18 protein-coding genes are annotated in these 17,641 nt (G+C 52.6%); 15 read left to right on the forward strand and 3 right to left on the reverse strand.

Annotated elements, in window-relative coordinates:
- Nucleotides 1–123: 123 nt before the first annotated feature.
- The 9 genes from CIK78_RS10355 (at nt 124) to moaE (ending at nt 7,214) form a co-directional block, all read left to right on the forward strand.
- Nucleotides 124–1,422: an NCS2 family permease gene (locus tag CIK78_RS10355; protein WP_096279729.1), complete on the forward strand. Its 1,299-nt coding sequence runs from the start codon at nt 124–126 to the stop codon at nt 1,420–1,422.
- A gap of 69 nt (nt 1,423–1,491) precedes the next feature.
- On the forward strand, nt 1,492–2,037 hold the full coding sequence (locus CIK78_RS10360) for an adenine phosphoribosyltransferase (RefSeq protein ID WP_096279731.1): 546 nt from the start codon (nt 1,492–1,494) through the stop codon (nt 2,035–2,037).
- Nucleotides 2,038–2,042: 5 nt separating this feature from the next.
- Nucleotides 2,043–2,522: a xanthine phosphoribosyltransferase gene (gpt, locus tag CIK78_RS10365; protein WP_096279733.1), complete on the forward strand. Its 480-nt coding sequence runs from the start codon at nt 2,043–2,045 to the stop codon at nt 2,520–2,522.
- 2 nt (nt 2,523–2,524) lie between these two features.
- Complete coding sequence (gene ung, locus CIK78_RS10370) at nt 2,525–3,208, forward strand: uracil-DNA glycosylase (protein WP_096279735.1); 684 nt, start codon at nt 2,525–2,527, stop codon at nt 3,206–3,208.
- A 94-nt stretch (nt 3,209–3,302) separates the two neighbouring features.
- Nucleotides 3,303–3,932 (forward strand): uracil phosphoribosyltransferase, encoded by a 630-nt coding sequence (upp, locus tag CIK78_RS10375; protein WP_096279737.1) that lies wholly within the window; start codon nt 3,303–3,305, stop codon nt 3,930–3,932.
- An 86-nt stretch (nt 3,933–4,018) separates the two neighbouring features.
- Nucleotides 4,019–5,251, forward strand: a complete 1,233-nt coding sequence (locus tag CIK78_RS10380; protein WP_096279739.1) for a uracil-xanthine permease family protein — start codon at nt 4,019–4,021, stop codon at nt 5,249–5,251.
- Nucleotides 5,252–5,323: 72 nt separating this feature from the next.
- Nucleotides 5,324–5,947, forward strand: a complete 624-nt coding sequence (gene mobB / locus CIK78_RS10385; protein ID WP_096279741.1) for a molybdopterin-guanine dinucleotide biosynthesis protein B — start codon at nt 5,324–5,326, stop codon at nt 5,945–5,947.
- A gap of 5 nt (nt 5,948–5,952) precedes the next feature.
- Nucleotides 5,953–6,750 carry a cyclic pyranopterin monophosphate synthase MoaC gene (gene moaC / locus CIK78_RS10390; RefSeq protein ID WP_096279743.1) on the forward strand — a complete coding sequence of 266 codons (798 nt, stop codon included), beginning with the start codon at nt 5,953–5,955 and terminating at the stop codon, nt 6,748–6,750.
- A gap of 2 nt (nt 6,751–6,752) precedes the next feature.
- Nucleotides 6,753–7,214 (forward strand): molybdopterin synthase catalytic subunit MoaE, encoded by a 462-nt coding sequence (moaE, locus tag CIK78_RS10395; RefSeq protein WP_096279745.1) that lies wholly within the window; start codon nt 6,753–6,755, stop codon nt 7,212–7,214.
- Nucleotides 7,215–7,254: 40 nt separating this feature from the next.
- On the opposite strand, the gene CIK78_RS10400 is transcribed toward moaE, so the two are convergent.
- On the reverse strand, nt 7,255–8,838 hold the full coding sequence (locus tag CIK78_RS10400) for a ribonuclease J (protein ID WP_096279747.1): 1,584 nt from the start codon (nt 8,836–8,838) through the stop codon (nt 7,255–7,257).
- Nucleotides 8,839–9,107: 269 nt separating this feature from the next.
- Here CIK78_RS10400 and purU point away from each other — a divergent pair, with 269 nt between their 5' ends.
- The gene (purU, locus tag CIK78_RS10405; RefSeq protein WP_096279749.1) at nt 9,108–9,962 is read left to right on the forward strand and encodes a formyltetrahydrofolate deformylase; all 855 of its coding nucleotides are present in this window, start codon (nt 9,108–9,110) and stop codon (nt 9,960–9,962) included.
- Between the two features lie 102 nt (nt 9,963–10,064).
- Here the strand turns inward: purU and lexA are convergent, their stop codons facing one another.
- Nucleotides 10,065–10,742, reverse strand: a complete 678-nt coding sequence (gene lexA, locus CIK78_RS10410) for a transcriptional repressor LexA (protein WP_096279751.1) — start codon at nt 10,740–10,742, stop codon at nt 10,065–10,067.
- Nucleotides 10,743–11,020: 278 nt separating this feature from the next.
- On the opposite strand from lexA, the gene CIK78_RS10415 reads away from it, so the two are divergent.
- The 4 genes from CIK78_RS10415 (at nt 11,021) to CIK78_RS10430 (ending at nt 13,991) form a co-directional block, all read left to right on the forward strand.
- Entirely contained in the window at nt 11,021–11,698 is a 678-nt protein-coding gene (locus tag CIK78_RS10415; protein WP_096279753.1) for a TetR/AcrR family transcriptional regulator, read from the forward strand.
- Nucleotides 11,676–12,212, forward strand: a complete 537-nt coding sequence (locus CIK78_RS10420) for a L,D-transpeptidase (RefSeq protein WP_096279755.1) — start codon at nt 11,676–11,678, stop codon at nt 12,210–12,212. Before CIK78_RS10415 ends, CIK78_RS10420 begins: the two co-directional genes overlap by 23 nt.
- Nucleotides 12,213–12,329: 117 nt before the next feature.
- The gene (gene nagZ / locus CIK78_RS10425; RefSeq protein ID WP_096279757.1) at nt 12,330–13,361 is read left to right on the forward strand and encodes a beta-N-acetylhexosaminidase; all 1,032 of its coding nucleotides are present in this window, start codon (nt 12,330–12,332) and stop codon (nt 13,359–13,361) included.
- Nucleotides 13,362–13,412: 51 nt separating this feature from the next.
- Nucleotides 13,413–13,991, forward strand: a complete 579-nt coding sequence (locus tag CIK78_RS10430) for a hypoxanthine-guanine phosphoribosyltransferase (RefSeq protein ID WP_096279759.1) — start codon at nt 13,413–13,415, stop codon at nt 13,989–13,991.
- Between the two features lie 17 nt (nt 13,992–14,008).
- On the opposite strand, the gene CIK78_RS10435 is transcribed toward CIK78_RS10430, so the two are convergent.
- A complete protein-coding gene (locus tag CIK78_RS10435; protein ID WP_096279762.1) occupies nt 14,009–14,842 on the reverse strand; it encodes a pyruvate, water dikinase regulatory protein in 834 nt (277 codons plus the stop codon).
- Nucleotides 14,843–15,152: 310 nt separating this feature from the next.
- Here CIK78_RS10435 and ppsA point away from each other — a divergent pair, with 310 nt between their 5' ends.
- Complete coding sequence (gene ppsA / locus CIK78_RS10440; protein ID WP_096279764.1) at nt 15,153–17,528, forward strand: phosphoenolpyruvate synthase; 2,376 nt, start codon at nt 15,153–15,155, stop codon at nt 17,526–17,528.
- Nucleotides 17,529–17,641: the final 113 nt, after the last annotated feature.

Raw genomic sequence — 17,641 nt, forward strand, 5'->3', positions numbered from 1 at the left:
CGCGATTAGGGGCCGCTATGCTGGGGCGCTCGCATCACGTGGAGCGTTTCGGTAGTATGTGCGGCTTTTCTGGGCACCGGAACGCATGCTGATGCGGCGTTAGCGCTAAGGACAACAATATTCATGAAACGTCTGGATAACTACTTCAAGCTCTCCGAGCACAAAACCAATGTAAAGACAGAAGTTATCGCCGGGATCACCACGTTCCTGACGATGGCTTACATTATTTTTGTCAACCCAAGCATCCTTTCTGAAGCGGGGATGGATTACGGCGCAGTGTTTGTGGCCACCTGCTTAGCGGCGGCTATTGGTTGTTTCGTGATGGGGCTGTGGGCTAATTACCCCATCGCCCAGGCGCCTGGTATGGGATTGAACGCTTTCTTTACCTATGGCGTAGTGCTAGGGATGGGCTACACCTGGGAAGCAGCGTTGGGAGCGGTGTTCTTTTCTGGTCTGACGTTCTTTTTACTCAGTATTTTCAGAATTCGCGAATGGATTATTAATGCCATTCCGATGTCGTTGCGGCTGGGGATTGCGGCCGGTATCGGGCTGTTCCTGGCGATGATTGCGCTTAAAAACGCAGGGATTGTCGTTGCTAATCCTGCCACCTTCGTTTCGCTGGGAGATCTCTCTCAGCCGCCGGCTATTTATGCCTTGCTGGGCTTCTTTGTTATTACCGCTCTCTCTTACCTGCGGGTAACCGGCGCAGTAATGATCGGTATTTTGGGCATCACCGTACTGGCGATGCTGCTTGGGCATAACCAGTACGGTGGATTAATGTCGATGCCGCCTTCCATTGCACCTACCTTTATGGCGATGGATTTGATGGGTGCGTTAGATGTAGCGATGCTCAGCGTGATTTTCGCTTTCTTGTTTGTGGACCTATTTGATACTTCGGGCACCTTAGTGGGCGTTGCTCATCGGGGTAAGCTGCTAGATAAAGACGGCAAGCTGCCCCGCATTGGTCGCGCCATGATGGCCGACAGTACCGCGTCTATGGCGGGTGCTGCGTTGGGTACTTCAACCACGACGAGCTATATTGAATCAACCGCGGGTATTGCCTCGGGCGGCCGTACCGGTTTGACCGCAGTAGTGGTTGGCGTGATGTTCCTTATCAGCCTGTTTTTTGCACCGCTAGCCGGCTCTATTCCTGCCTACGCCACCGCCGGTGCGCTGCTATACGTTGCGGTATTGATGGCGGGTAGCTTGGCGCATGCCAACTGGGATGACCCTACCGATGCCGCGCCGGTTTTGATTGCAGCCCTGGCGATGCCACTGACGTTCTCCATTGCTGAGGGGATTGCGCTGGGCTTTATTAGCTATGTTGCCATCAAAACATTGTCGGGCCGTTTCAGCGATCTGAATCCAGCTGTCATTATTTTGTCGCTGCTGTTTGCCGCGAGATATCTATTCATGGGGTGATGACCCCCTGATTTTGACTCTTTTCTACTGTTTTTTTACTACTTTTTCTACTAATCGATGAGAGGCGCGATGAGTATCTACGGCGACTACATTAAGTCCGTCATTCGCACGGTTCCTGACTGGCCTGAGCAGGGCGTAAATTTTCGTGATATCACTCCTTTGTTACAAAATAGCGCGGCTTTTCGCAAGCTGATTGATAGCTTTGTTCATCGTTATCAAGAAATGAACCTGGATGCCATCGCGGCCATCGATGCTCGTGGGTTTATCATTGGCGCACCGCTGGCATATGAATTGGGTTGCAGCTTTGTCCCGGTGCGTAAGAAGGGCAAGCTGCCGTTCAAAACCATCAGTGAAACGTACACGCTTGAGTACGGCCACTCGGAGGTCGAGCTACATTCCGATGCTTTCCAAAAGGATGACCGCATTCTGTTGATGGATGACCTGATAGCGACCGGTGGCACGATGATGGCAGCGGCAAATCTCATTCAACGCAGCGGTGGCAACGTCGTTGAGACAGCCACTATTATTGATCTGCCTGAGCTGGGTGGTTCACAGAAAATTCGCGATGCCGGTTACAGCGTATTCGCAGTTTGTTCTTTCAACGAAGACGAGTAATCCCCATGAGCAGCGACCGTTATCACCAACACTTCACTGTTTCCTGGGATCAGCTGCACCGCGATGTGCGTGCGCTTTGTCACCAGATGATCGAGCGTGATTTTAAAGGCATCGTGGCGATTACGCGTGGCGGTTTAATTCCTGCTGCATTAATTGCGCGGGAATTGGATATCCGGCTGATCGATACCGTGTGCATTAAAAGCTATGACCATATGGATCAGGGCGGTCTGGATATTATGAAGGGCGTCGAGCACGACGGCGACGGATGGCTACTGGTTGATGACTTAGTCGACACCGGTAAAACGGCGCGGGCAGTGCGTAAAATGCTACCCAAGGCGCACTTTGTCACTATTTATGCCAAGCCGGACGGCCGCCCCTTAGTCGATCAATATCTGACAGAAGTGGCTCAGCAGTGTTGGATCCAGTTTCCCTGGGACATGGGCGTCGCTTACGTTGAGCCGCTTGTTGATCAACTGAAGAGGTAAGTATGGCCAATCCACTTCCCAACGATTGGAGTCAGTGGCTGGGTAATGAGTTTGAGGCAGATTACATGCTGGCGCTAAAGGCATTTTTAGCACAGCAAAAGTCGGCCAAAAAAGTTATCTACCCGCACTCTACGCAGTGGTTTCGTGCTTTCGAACTGACCCCGTTAAGCGAAGTGAAAGTGGTCATTCTAGGCCAAGATCCTTACCACGGCCCCCATCAGGCGCACGGCCTGTGTTTCTCTGTGCAGGCCGGTATTCCCGTGCCGCCGTCGCTGGTTAATATCTATAAAGAGTTGGCCACTGATGTCGGCTTTACGCCGGTGCGCCACGGTCATCTGGAAGCGTGGGCGAGACAGGGCGTGCTGTTATTGAATACTTCGCTCACCGTTGAGCAGGGTAATGCGGCATCCCATCGAGGAAAAGGATGGGAGCCGTTTACCGATCGCGCTATCGAGACGGTTAGCCAGCATTCGCCTCCCTGTGTATTTCTCCTTTGGGGGGGGCATGCACGCCAGAAGATCGCGTTAATTGATCAAAGCCGGCATTTAATACTCGAAGCACCTCACCCTTCACCGCTTTCAGCGTACCGAGGTTTCTTCGGTACACGGCATTTTTCACAAGCAAATCAGTTCCTGCAAGCGCAGGGGCGAGCGCCTATTGAGTGGCAATTACCGGAAACCCCTTAACCTAGAAACGGGTTGCGGTTAGAATGTGCGCAATTTTGCGCCTAATGAAAGATCTCAGGTTGCCATTCTGAATCCCCTGCAGTGAGGAAGTCCCATGAGTGTTTACGCTATTAACCATCCGCTTGTTCAACATAAATTGGGGCTGATGCGTGAAGTTGATCTGAGCACTAAGAGCTTTCGTGAACTAGCAGGTGAAGTCGCCAAACTGTTGACCTATGAAGCAACCAAAGGTCTGGAACTTGAAGACCATGAGATTCAGGGCTGGAACGGCGAGCCGATCGCCACGCGTCGGTTAAAGGGTAAAAAAGTCACCGTTGTGCCCATTTTACGTGCCGGACTTGGCATGTTGGAAGGCGTAACGGACCTTATCCCCAGTGCGCGGGTCAGCGTCGTAGGGCTTTACCGCGATGAAGAATCGCTGCAACCAGTGCCTTATTTCGCCAAGTTTGCCAACGATATTGAAGAACGCATGGCGATTGTGATTGATCCGATGCTGGCAACAGGCGGTTCTATGGTCGCCACGTTAGATATGCTGCGCGAGCGCGGTTGTGAACACATGAAAGTGATTGTGCTAGTCGCCGCACCGGAAGGCATTAAGCGAGTGCAGGAAGCCTACCCTGATATCGAAATCTATACCGCTTCCGTTGATGACCGATTGGATGAAAATGGCTATATCGTCCCAGGGCTAGGCGACGCTGGCGATAAGATTTTCGGAACGCGCTAAGCGTCCTTTTTCAGACTGCCCCTTACGTTCTGCGTTAGGGGCATTTTTTTGCACATTACAATTTAATCATCTCTAGGATATCACCGATGCGTGACGTTGCTGGCCAAACTGAGTCGTGGGCAAAAGTGCTCTTAACCGGTACGCAAATGCTCTTTGTAGCATTTGGTGCCTTGGTATTAGTGCCTCTTTTAACCGGGCTTGATCCAAGTGTCGCACTGTTTACAGCTGGTGTGGGCACACTGGTGTTCCATTCAGTCACTAGCCAAAGCGTACCGGTGTTTTTAGCCTCATCGTTTGCCTTTATTGCGCCTATTCAAGGCTCGGTAGCCAGCTTTGGTATTCCAGCTACGATGGGTGGGCTAATGGCGTCTGGTCTGGTGTATGTGGTTATTTCACAAGCCGTGCGCTTAAAAGGTACCGCTTGGCTGCACCGGCTACTGCCTGCGGTCGTGGTCGGGCCAGTCATTATGGTAATTGGTCTTGCGCTGGCGCCCGTCGCTGTGAGTATGGCCACAGGTGAAACTAGCGATAACATTGGCTATGGTGCCGCCATTTTCTTATCAATGACCAGCTTGCTGGTGACGCTGCTGCTCGCCGTTTTTGGGCGTGGGCTGCTAAGACTATTGCCGATTATTGGCGGGATTTTTACGGGCTATGTGCTAGCGCTACTAATGGGTGTGGTCGACTTTACGCCGATTCATGAGGCCGCATGGCTATCGATGCCCAGCTTTACAGCACCAAGTTTTCATTGGGCCGCTATCCTGTTCATGATCCCCGTTGCTATTGCCCCGGCGGTTGAACACATTGGTGATATGGTGGCTATTGGATCGGTGACGCGCAAAAACTATCTTGAAAAGCCGGGTCTGCATCGCACTTTACTCGGCGATGGATTAGCAACAACGGTAGCTGCTTTATTTGGTGGGCCGCCCAATACAACCTATTCAGAAGTAACGGGGGCAGTGACTCTCACGCGAGCATTTAACCCAAAGTACATGATAGTCGCCGCGATCGTCGCCATTATATTAGCCTTTGTTGCTAAGCTAGGCGCATTTTTGCAAACCATTCCGGGCCCTGTGATGGGCGGCATTATGACGCTGTTGTTTGGTTCTATCGCAGTGGTAGGAATGAATACACTTGTACGTGCTGGGCAATCGCTAACGGCACCCCGCAATCTAGTAGTGGTCTCATTGATACTGGTGTTTGGAATTGGTGGTATGCAGTTTGGGGATGGCCAGTTTACGCTGCAGGGCGTCAGCTTAGCTGCGCTAGTGGGTATTGTGCTGAACTGGCTATTACCCCAAGAGCAAGAGGGCGAATAACATTAGCGTTTTGAACACCGCGTGCATCGCTTGGATGACAGCGCGCCAGTGGTAACCAGGAGCGTCGGCAGCATGAAAAATGAACTAGCGGCACCCTTTCCCATTTTGGGCATAGCTGCTTGGAGTGGCACCGGTAAAACGACGCTATTAGAAAAGCTATTGCCACAGTTGAATGAGCATGGCCTACAAGTGGCCGTGATTAAGCATGCCCATCACTCGTTTGATGTAGATCAGCCCGGCAAGGACAGTCATAAGCTACGCTGCGCCGGTGCGGCTCCGGTGCTGGTGGCTTCACATCAGCGGTTTGCACTGATGCAGGAAACGCCCGGGCAGGCTGAGCCTGACTTGGCTAAGTTGATCGCCATGCTGGTGCCGCATCACCCCGACCTTGTGATTGTCGAAGGTTTTAAAACCTGGCCAATACCTAAGCTGGTACTGTACCGGGATGGCATTGGCGATGCGTCAATTTTGACGGGGACATGGGTGGCGGCGATAGCAGCGAACCAGCCGCCTTCAATTGATGTGACTGACGGTGTGCCCCGGCTAGATCTTGATGATATTGATGCTATCGCGCGCTGGATCGTGACCTGGGTAGATGCAAAAAATAAGGCGCTGCCTTCAGCATCCGATTCTTCAATGACCCAACCTTCAATGCCCCAATCCTCAACGACGTGGCCTTCACAAAAGCAAAGGTGATTACTATGCATCTAACCCACCTCAACACCCGTGGTGAAGCCAATATGGTAGACGTTGGCGATAAGCAAGAAACCCGCCGCGAAGCCGTTGCCTCAGGGCGTATTGTGATGCAGCCCGAAACATTAACTCTACTCAGTGACGGACAATTGCCCAAGGGTGATGTTCTGGCAACTGCGCGTATCGCTGGTATTCAGGCAGCGAAGAGAACCCATGAGCTAATACCTCTCTGCCATGCTTTAGCGCTCTCTAAGGTATCGGTTGAGTTTGAAATTGATGTGGCACAATCTTGTGTTCACGTCACATCGCTGTGTCGCTTAAATGGCCGTACAGGAGTTGAAATGGAGGCGCTGACGGCTGTCTCCGTCGCCTGTTTGACCCTTTACGATATGTGCAAAGCGGTCGATAAAAATATGCGTATCGATGCCATTCAGCTCGATAGCAAGCAGGGCGGGCAACGCGGTAATTACCAGCGTTTAAGCGAGCAGGCACCCATTGTCACCGGCGAGGGCTCTGCAGGTGAAGTCAGCGTGAGTGAGCGCTGTCCTTCGCCGTGCGTGTGCGTTAAGTTTTTAGCCGAGCTACGCGAGCGCGTCGGCGAGAGCGAGACCTTCGTGGGGCTGGATACACTTTCCAGCCGTGATATTCGCGGATTAAAAGCGACACTGGCTGCACGCGATTCGCGATACAACCTATTGGCCGATCAGCGTACGCTATGCGCGATCAATCAAGTGATGGCGAATGATGATGCGTTGGTGACCGATAACGATGAAGTAGCATTTTTTCCGCCGGTCACGGGGGGCTAAGCGTGGATATTAAGGTTGCCATTCAAGCAGCGCCTTTCTCGATGGCCTACGCATATGATGAGGTATTATCAGAGCGCACCGATATTGGTGCGGTGGTGAGCTTCACGGGCCTGGTGCGTGATTTCAATGAAACGCCCGATGTCACCGGTTTAACACTTGAGCACTATCCTGGCATGACTGAGCGAACGCTCGAGGCGATCGGTGAGCAGGCCGGGCAGCGCTGGGCGCTAAACGCTGTGCGCATTATTCATCGCGTAGGACATATGCAGCCAGGCGATGCAATTGTGCGGGTGCTTGTAGCCAGCGCTCATCGCCGTGAAGCATTCGAAGCCTGTGATTTTATTATGGACTATCTAAAAACTCAGGCTCCTTTCTGGAAGAAAGAGCATTCCGCACAGGGCGAGTATTGGGTCGCAGAGCGTCACTCTGATCAACAGGATGTGGCGCGTTGGAAAAACATCTAGCTACCCAGAAAAAAATCTAACGATTAAGAACGCTGGTCTGCTAGGACGTCTCTTGCATTTCAGCCGCGGTAATTTGCAGGTGCACGTCAGGCATGTGCTGCATATGATCTGCCAGCCAATGAATCAAGCGTGGCTGCAGCGCCTGTCGCAGATCTGCGAGTGTGTCGGCGGCAATCTGATCAAGCTGCTCATCAAGCCAATCAATAAAGCTGTCTTCATCCAGCGGGCTGGCATTTGTTGCATCTAGCATTAAGCGGCCAATACGCGCCCAGCCGTGATCGCTAATGGTCACGGGCAGTGCTAAATATAGGCTACCGCGTCGAGCCGTGGAAATGGCCGCATCTAATCCGGGGTGTGGAACAACGCTGTTCTGATTAACAATGCAGGGTGGCTGCACATGGTGTGCTTCACAGTGAAGGCCGTAGTTGTCAAAGCGTAATAAATCACCGTTGACCGGCGTTAGCGGTGCGCTAATACCCAACTGCTCAGCGATTGTCTGATGCGCCTGCTGGTGTCTTGCTTCGCCGTGAACAGGCATCAAGTGTTTAGGCTTCAGCCACTGGTAGAGCTTAATTAACTCTTCTTGAGCAGGGTGGCCGGTCGCATGCAGCTCAGGGTGATTCACCTCGTCGTAAATACGTACACCCAGCTGGGTTAAGCGCTTTTTAAGCTGATCAATAGGGCGCTCGTTACCGGGTATGACCTTGGCCGAAAAAATAACGTTATCGCCGGGCTGTAAGTCGACAGAAGGGTGGCGGCCCTGAGCCAGCCTCTGCAGCGCTGCCCGGGACTCACCTTGGCTGCCTGTCGCAATAATGACGACTTCATCGGGCGGCAGGTAGCCCAAGTCGTGATTGGGCACCAGGGGCGGTAAGTCATCCATGTATCCCAGCCCGCGCGCTACGCTGACCATGCGCTCCATCGAGCGGCCCATTAAGCTGATACGCCGGCCACACTGGTGTGCGGCGCGGCCTATAGCAAGCACGCGGGCCAAGTTGCTTGCAAAGCACGAGACCACGACGCGGCCTTCGCAGCGGCTGAGCGTTTTTGCTAACGCCCGAGCGACGTCCCCCTCGCTGCCTGAGTGACCGGGCATAGGGGCGTTGGTTGAGTCGCCGACGACTAAATCGATGGGGGCAAGTGCTTTAAATTGAGCGGCACTGATGGGCGTGCCAATCAGCGGCTCGGGATCAAGTTTCCAGTCGCCGGTATGTAAAACGCGGTAGCCACCGGCCAGCATCATCAGGGCACAGCTTTCGGGAATGGAATGCGTTAAAAGCAAATAACGTAGAGTGAATGGGCCGCTTTCTAGAGCTTCGCCAGGCTCAATGACGTGTATCGCCGCACTGCTAAGCTGATGTTCGGCGAATTTTAATCTGAGTAGCCCTGCTGCCAGCGGCGTGGCATAAATAGGGCAGTTCCACATGGGCCAGAGCCAAGCGACTGCGCCAATGTGGTCTTCATGACCATGGGTGATAAACAGTGCTTTGGGTACGATCCCCAGCGCCTTCGGCGTATCTACGTTGGGTACTTGAAGCGGTGAGTTAGGAAGATCCTGGCGAATCATCATGCCGCAATCAACGGCAATCCAGTGATTGTCATAGCCGTATAGCGTTAGATTCATTCCGATCTCACCACATCCCCCCAGCGGCAATATGCGCAGCGGTGGACGACGACGGGGACGAATTTGAACGCGTGAAGAATGCATCAGTTATGAAAAGCCTAAAAAGTAGTGACTTAACTATACGGGAAGGCAGGGGCGGCTAACAATCATCGTTGTCCTTCCGATACACTATGCAGCGTCGTTAACATGCCAAGGTGATGGTTTGTTAAGCCGGTTTATCCGGTTAGTTTTTCATTAGTGATGTTTGAAATAGGTCAAGAGTAGCCCACATGTCGCATTATTATCGTTTAGTTGTTTCTTGCCCTGATCGGGTGGGTATTGTTGCACGCGTGTCGAGCTTTATTGCTCAGCAAGGCGGGTCGATTACTGAAGCCAGCCAGCATTCGGACCTAGAGACCGGCCGCTTTTTTATGCGTTATGAAATCTTGGCAGACTCAGTAGGCATCTCGGTAGAAGCGCTGCGTGCCGCCTTTGAACCGGTAGCCCGCGAATTCAGCATGCAATGGGCATTGGTTGATACTCAAAAGCGTCGGCGCGTAGTGCTGATGGTGTCGCGAGAATCGCACTGCTTAGTAGACCTTCTTTATCGCTGGCAGTCGGGGGAGTTGGATTGCGATATTGTCGGCGTTATTTCCAATCATGACGACTTGCGTTCGCTGACACAGTGGTACGGAATTCCTTACCACCACGTGCCGGTAGACCCTGACGATAAACAGGCATCATTTACTAAGGTACAGGCTGAAATCGATAGCGCGCAGGCGGACTGCATCGTACTCGCACGCTATATGCAAATCCTACCGCCCGAACTGTGCGCGCGTTATTCAGGCAAAGTGATCAATATTCACCACAGCTTTTTGCCCTCATTTGCGGGAGCAAAACCTTATCACCAGGCCTACCAGCGGGGCGTTAAGCTGATTGGCGCTACCTGCCATTATGTCACCGAGGAGCTTGATGCAGGCCCCATTATTGAGCAGGATATCCACCGTGTCAGCCACTGCCATACGCCTACTGATTTAGTGCGCTTTGGGCGTGATGTTGAGAAAGCGGTACTGGCACGCGGTTTACGCTGGCACTTAGAAGACCGCGTGCTGATCCATGGCAATAAAACGGTGGTATTTAGCTAAGCGGCTTATCAATAAGGCTACTTTATCGCTATGAGGTGGCCGCTTTTGCGACCACCTCTATTAGGTCTGATGAAGGCATTGATAAATGACGTTATGCCTGGCTTAACCTAACGCCTGGCCATTGCCGCCGCGAATCACGCCAACGCCAACGCCTTCTATATCGAGCGACTGGGAACGTAGATCGATTTCAATCGGCGCAAAGTCGGCGTTCTCTGCGAACAGCGTGACCTGATGGCCTTGGCGCTTAAAGCGTTTAACCGTGACTTCATCATCTAAGCGGGCAACGACTATCTGACCGTCGCGGACACGCTCAGTACGGTGCACGGCCAGCAGGTCACCCTCTAAAATACCGATATCTTTCATGGATAAGCCACGTACGCGCAGCAAGTAATCCGCTTTGGGGGTGAAGTACTCAGCAGGCAGCGGGCAGTAGCGGTCGATATGCTCGGCAGCCAAAATAGGACTGCCGGCGGCAACTTCACCAATGACCGGCAGGCCCGCCTGAGCAGGCTCGATCGTGGCAGACAGCGTACTGACAGACGTGTCCAATACGTCTTGAGGCTCTTGGTTAGGCAAGCGTATACCGCGTGACGTGTTGCGAATGATGCGGATCACACCCTTGCGTTCAAGTGCGCGTAGATGCTCCTCAGCGGCGTTAGGTGAGCGAAAGCCGAGTGCTTTAGCGATCTCAGCGCGCGTCGGAGGGTAGCCAAATTCGCCCATGGTTTTAACAATAAAATCAAATACGTGCTGTTGGCGAGCGGTTAGTGGACGCGACATACCAAGCTCCAGAATTGTGAATAGACAGTCATAAAATGAAGGTAACTTAAACAGTAAGTGTTTAAGTATACAGTATGTGTCTCTGTCCAGTATATGGCCTTGTCAATACCAATATTTACCGCTCTGGGAGCTTCAATGATTTGAAACTAAGCTTTTTCTTATGCAGCTTTTCCTTATAAGTGCCGAGGCATTGTGGTGACAAATCAAGCGTTGAGACTACCCAGGTTATGGCATAGTATTTTGCGATGTTTTAAACACCTGTTTCTCTGGAGAGCATCATGGCTCAATCTGATACGGTGACCCGTATACTTGATACCGCTGAAGTGCTGTTTGCAGAGCGTGGTTTTGCTGAAACCTCGCTGCGCAACATCACTAGCAAGGCGCGCGTCAATCTTGCTGCTGTGAATTATCATTTTGGCTCCAAAAAAGCCTTAATTCAGGCTGTTTTTTCCCGCTATCTGGATCCTTTTACGCTGCGTTTTCACACTGCGCTTGATGAGCTTGAGGCTCAGCATGATGGGCAGGTGATACCGCTGGAAACGCTGCTTGAAACTATGGCAACGACGGTTCTTGCGGTGCCCGCTGAGCGTAATAGCTTGAAGGTCTTTATGCGCCTGCTAGGCTTAGCCTACAGTCAGGCTCAAGGGCATTTAAGGCGACATATACAGCAAGAATATGGGGATGTGTTTACGCGCTTCACTGAGCTAGTGCGCCAAGCAACCCCTGAACTGCCCGATGCAGAGCGCTTTTGGCGGCTACACTTCATGCTAGGCACTGTTATCTTCACCCTGTCAGGCCTTGATGCCCTGCGTGATATTGCGGAAAAGGATTACCACGAGCAGGTATCAGTGCGGGACTTAATCCGGCGCTTGCGCCCGGTAGTCGTGGCTGCGATGAATGCGCCACTACCCCCAACTTTAGAAGAAGGACACCATGCGAACGCCAAGGTTAGCTGAGCTACCCCCAACCGAGAACATCTGGCTTGAGATAGATACTACCGAGCAGCTGCTGCGCTGTTGGCGGGGGCCTAAAGTGCTGCATGAGTGCGCTATTTCTTCTGGCGTTGCCGGTGTTGGTGAGCATAATGGCAGCGGTAAGACGCCGCATGGCTGGCACTATGTGCGCGCCGCGATTGGCAGTGGCTTGCCCGAGAATGCGGTATTTCGTGGCCGCCGCTGGACTGAGGAAGTATTCTCGCCAGCGTTAGGCGAAGCCTACCCGCAGCGTGACTGGATTTTGACGCGGATTCTGTGGCTTTGTGGGTTAGAAAGAGGCGTGAATCGTGGCGGTCAGGTTGATTCGCAGCGGCGCTATATCTATCTGCACGGTACGCCTACCGATCAGCCGATGGGCGTCGCCGCCTCGCACGGATGCATTCGGCTACGCAATAGCGATTTGCTACATATCTTTGCATTGTCGTTGCCCGGCACCCCCGTTTGGTTGCACGGAGAAAGGCAGTGCTTTGACTAAACGATGCTTTGGCTAAACGACGCTGAGCGGTATTGGGGGCGGGCTTCAAATGCCCCCATCTTTGACACTGATAAACGATCGTCTAAAATCATTGCCCCTCTTATTGGACTTCTCACGATGACTCAACCTCTAGGCCCGGTCATGCTTGACCTTGAAGGCCCAGCATTAACTCGCGATGAAAAGCACTTGCTGCTTGAACCCACGGTAGGGGGCGTCATTTTATTTGCCCGTAACGTCGAAAGCGCCTACCAGGTGCGCAAGCTCTGTAGTGATATTCGCCGCGTGCGGGGGGATTTATTGATCGCGGTTGATCAGGAGGGCGGGCGCGTTCAGCGCATTAAAGAGGGTTTGACACGCCTTCCTGCCATGGCGCGCATTGGCGAGTGCTATAGCGCTAACGCAGAAGACGGCCTCGCGTTGGCAAAAGATGCTGGTTGGCTGCTGGGTATGGAAATGGCCGCCTGTGGCTTGGACTTAAGCTTTGCCCCGGTGCTTGATGTTGAAAGCGGTATATCAAGCGTGATTGGCGATCGCAGTTTCAGCCATGATCCGCAGCAAGTGGCCGTGCTTGGCGGTGCTTTTGTGCAAGGTCTTCATGAGGCGGGGATGGCCGCTGTCGGTAAGCACTTCCCAGGTCATGGCAGTGTCGCTGCCGACTCTCACGTCGCGCTGCCGGTGGATGATCGGCCGCTTGATGTGATTAAACAGCATGACTTAGTGCCCTTTTATCACCTGGCAGGTCAGCTAGAAGGGATTATGCCCGCCCACGTTATTTACAGCGCGTTTGATTCCCGACCCGCTGGTTTTTCGCCTAGCTGGTTAGGCATGCTGCGTGAGTCGATGGGCTTTAAGGGCTGCGTCTTTTCTGATGATTTAAGCATGGCGGGTGCCCACGAAGCCGGTGAACCCAAGGATCGCGCCCGGGCAGCCTTAGCCGCAGGCTGCGACATGCTGCTGGTATGCAATGACCGCGTCGCGGCACTTGAGGTAATGAACGCCTGCCAAGATATCGACGCTAAGCGTGCCGCCAAGCTTCGTTACAGCCGTGCACGACCAGATTTAGATGCACTCAGCGCGTTAGGGCGCTGGCGTCGCACCCACGCTAAATTAGAAGCGCTGGCCAACCAGTCGAATGCCAGTACTCTTTAAGCGCACTTGCTAACCTATATGACGATTTTTAAACCGCCGCGGAGTTGTTAGATGTCGAAGTTGGATAAAGAAGCGTTGGAGTCACTGGACTCAATGCGTGAGTTAATGGATAACGCCGACTGCTTAATCTCTCAGCAAGAGGTAGAGCGGGCGCTTGATCGTATGGCGGAAGCGATCACCCGAGATTTAGGCGATAAGCTACCTGTTTTTTACTGCGTAATGAATGGTGGTTTGATTACCACCGGCCACCTGCTAACCCGGTTGGGGTTCCCCCTAGAAGTGGATTACCTGCATGCCACCCGTTATCGCAATGAGCTGCGCGGCGGCGAGCTTTTTTGGCGCGTCTCGCCGGAAGTCCCTATGGCCGGACGCCATGTCGTTATTGTCGATGACATTTTAGATGAAGGCGCAACGTTAGCCGGTATCTTGGCCTACTGCCAAGAAGCGAAGGCCGCCAGCGTTACGACGGCTGTACTGGTCGATAAACAGCACAATCGCAAAGCGGTGCCCGGCTTAAAGGCCGACTACTGCAGCTTGGAAGTGGCCGACCGCTATGTGTTTGGTTTTGGAATGGACTATAAAGGCTACTGGCGCAACGCTCCGGGTATTTTTGCACCCAAAGGCATGTGACCATTCGCCATTCAATATTAGCGGGGTGAAAAGCGCCTCGCTAACCCAGTTTCGGCAATCATGCGTGTCGAAATCTCTTCAACTGAGAAGCGTGTCGCATCAATAAAAGGGATATGCATCGTGCGATATAGCGACTCCGCTTGATCTACCTCCTGCAAACATTGATCGATTGAACTATAGCGACTGTTAGGGCGCCTTTCATTGCGAATGGCGGCCAAACGACGTGGATCAATGGTCAGCCCAAACAGTTTTTGTCGATGGGGCGCGAGCGCCTTGGGAAGTTTTAGCATGCCGTCTTCATCCAGATCATCCTCGGTCAGCGGGTAGTTCGCGGCCCGAATGCCAAACTGCAGCGCTAAGTAGAGCGAGGTCGGCGTTTTACCACAGCGTGAAACCCCCACCAGAATGATGTCTGCCTTGTCGTATTGATGGGTTCGTGCGCCATCGTCGTTGTCCAGCGCGAAGTGCACCGAGTGAATGCGATCCATATACACATCGTCACTACCAATCGAGTGCGTTCGGCCAACGCTATACGATGAGTGGGTGTCCAGCTCTTGTTCTAAAGGCTCTAAAAACGTTGAAAAAATATCCACTTTAAAGCCCGACGCCTGACGAATAACGTTGCGAATTTGTTGATCAACAATGGTGTCAATGATGATAGGTCGCTGACCGTCACGACTGGCCGTTGCTTCAATAATCTCTGCCAGCGCCTGTGCTTTTTCTAGCGTATCGATATAGGGCTTTGTCAGCATGTTGATGTCAACATCGCTGAACTGGGCTAGCAGGCTGCGCCCTAAACTTTCCGCCGTAATGCCGGTGCCATCAGAAATAAAAAAAGCCGTGCGCTTCATAATAAAATCCGCCTGTGAGTGATTCACCTATTGTGGGCTGACCGGTTTAACAGCACAACGTGCGCAATGCTCCTGTCTAAAATGGCCCTGTCTAAAATCGCCCTGCAAAAAAAAGTCTGCCAAAAATAGCGCTGACTACAGAATTGGCCTAAAACGGCTTGCTGTTGTAAAAATCCTCCACTGCCTTCGCTATTAGACCAATGGCGAATGCGTGAGCGCGGTGCTACGGTGTCTCAGTCAATAATTCATGGTCCGTGGTTTTCGTGACTGTATCAGTGGTCATGTCGACGTCTAAGAGCGAGGGGGTTACGTGGAAGAGTACATTCTGTGGTTCGATCAGCTGGGTATGACGGACGTCGAGCGCGTGGGTGGTAAAAATGCCTCGCTAGGTGAAATGATTTCTAATTTGTCAGGTGCTGGCGTCACCGTGCCCGGCGGCTTTGCCACTACTGCCCACGCATATCGTGAATTTCTCTCTCACGAAGGGCTGAATGAACGCATTAATGCAACGCTTGCTCGCTTAGACGTAGACGATATTAAGGCCCTGTCCGAAGCGGGTAGCAATATCCGTCAGTGGATCATTGATACGCCGCTGCCCCCAGCGTTTGAAGCAGCGCTGCGTGATGCTTACGTTCAGCTGCAGGCGCAACATTCTCAGCTAAAAGTAGCCGTGCGCAGCTCGGCGACAGCCGAAGATTTACCGGATGCCTCCTTCGCCGGTCAGCAGGAAACTTTCCTGAATATTGAAGGCTTCGACAATGTTAAGCGCGCGGTGCATGAAGTCTTTGCCTCTTTATTCAATGATCGCGCGATTTCCTATCGAGTGCATCGCGGCTACGCTCATGAGAACGTTGCGCTGTCTGCCGGCGTGCAGAAAATGGTGCGTTCTGAAACCGGCGCAGCTGGCGTCATGTTTACTCTTGACACTGAATCTGGCTTTCGCGATGCCGTGTTTGTAACGGCCTCATGGGGCTTGGGCGAAACGGTCGTGCAGGGTGCGGTTAACCCGGATGAGTTCTATGTGCATAAAGCGACGTTAGCAGCAGGTCGCCCCGCAGTCCTGCGCCGCAATTTGGGCTCAAAGCTGATTAAGATGGTTTACGGAAAAGAAACCAGTGCCGGCAAGTCGGTAGAAACTATCGATGTTCCGCACAAAGATCGTGGGCGTTTTTGTCTAAATGATCAGCAGGTAATGGATTTAGCGCGTCAGGCAATGACGATAGAGCAGCACTACCAGCGCCCAATGGATATTGAATGGGCACTGGATGGCGATGATGGTGAGCTGTATATCGTTCAGGCCCGCCCTGAAACGGTGGTTTCCCAGCAGGAGGGCGGCAAGCTTGAGCGCTTTCAACTGCGAGAGAAAGGCCGCACGCTGATCACCGGACGGGCGATTGGGCAGCGCATTGGACGCGGTGCCGTTAAAGTCATTTTAAGCCCAGATGACATGGACAAGATTAACGATGGTGACGTGTTAGTCACGGACATGACGGATCCAGACTGGGAGCCGATCATGAAGCGTGCGTCGGCTATCGTCACTAATCGTGGCGGGCGTACCTGCCACGCCGCCATTATTGCCCGTGAGCTAGGTATTCCTGCGGTGGTTGGCTGTGGCGATGCCACGACTCAGTTGCGAGAGGGTATTGATGTCACCGTGTCGTGCTCGGAAGGTGACACCGGTAATGTCTATGCTGGGCTGCTGGATTTTGACTGCAAAATTTCCAGCGTCGATGCCATGCCGGAAATTCCCTTTAAAATTATGATGAACGTCGGTAATCCGGATCGTGCCTTTGGGTTTGCAAGTTTGCCTCACGCGGGTGTTGGCTTAGCGCGTTTGGAGTTCATTATTAACCGTATGATCGGTGTCCATCCTAAGGCGCTACTTGAGTACGACACGCTACCTGTGGATTTGCAGCAGGTTATCGATCTGCGTACGGCAGGCTATGCGGACCCTGTCAGTTTTTACGTCGACAAGCTGGTCGAAGGGATTTCAACGCTCGCCGCTGCGTTTTACCCTCAGCGCGTGATCGTGAGGCTGTCCGACTTTAAATCCAATGAATATGAGAATCTGATCGGCGGAAAGTTGTATGAGCCTGGCGAAGAAAATCCGATGTTGGGCTTTCGTGGCGCCTCACGTTACATTTCAGAGGCCTTCCGCCCCTGCTTTGAGCTTGAGTGCCGTGCGCTGAAGCGGGTGCGTGACGAGATGGGCTTTGAAAATGTCGAAATTATGGTGCCCTTTGTACGTACCACAGATGAGGCGCGTAACGTCGTTGAACTGCTGGCGGCTAATGGCTTGAAGCGCGGCGGGCCTTCCGACCTGAAAGTCATCATGATGTGTGAGCTGCCGGCAAATGCGCTACTCGCGGATGAGTTTCTTGAGTATTTTGACGGCTTCTCGATTGGCTCCAATGACCTCACTCAGCTAACACTGGGGCTAGATCGTGATTCGGGCATTGTGGCTCATCTCTTTGATGAGCGAAATGAAGCGGTTAAAAAACTACTCGCCATGGCGATTCAGGCGTGTAAAGCCAAGGGCAAGTACGTGGGCATTTGCGGCCAAGGACCTTCTGATCATCCTGATTTAGCTAAATGGCTGATGGAGCAAGGTATTGACTCTGTATCGCTCAATCCAGATGCGGTATTGGAAACATGGTTTATGCTGGCAGGTCAAAAAATCGATTAATACACAAATGCTTGTCTTTCTGTTGCGCCCGGCCAGTGTGTCGGGCGTTAATGTTTCCATAAGCTATCCTGATAGGGGTAGTTTTTGCCGTTGACTGGTAGTCTCTTTCAAAA

The sequence above is a fragment of the Halomonas sp. JB37 genome (assembly GCF_002332255.1).
Classification (GTDB): Bacteria; Pseudomonadota; Gammaproteobacteria; order Pseudomonadales; family Halomonadaceae; genus Vreelandella; species Vreelandella casei.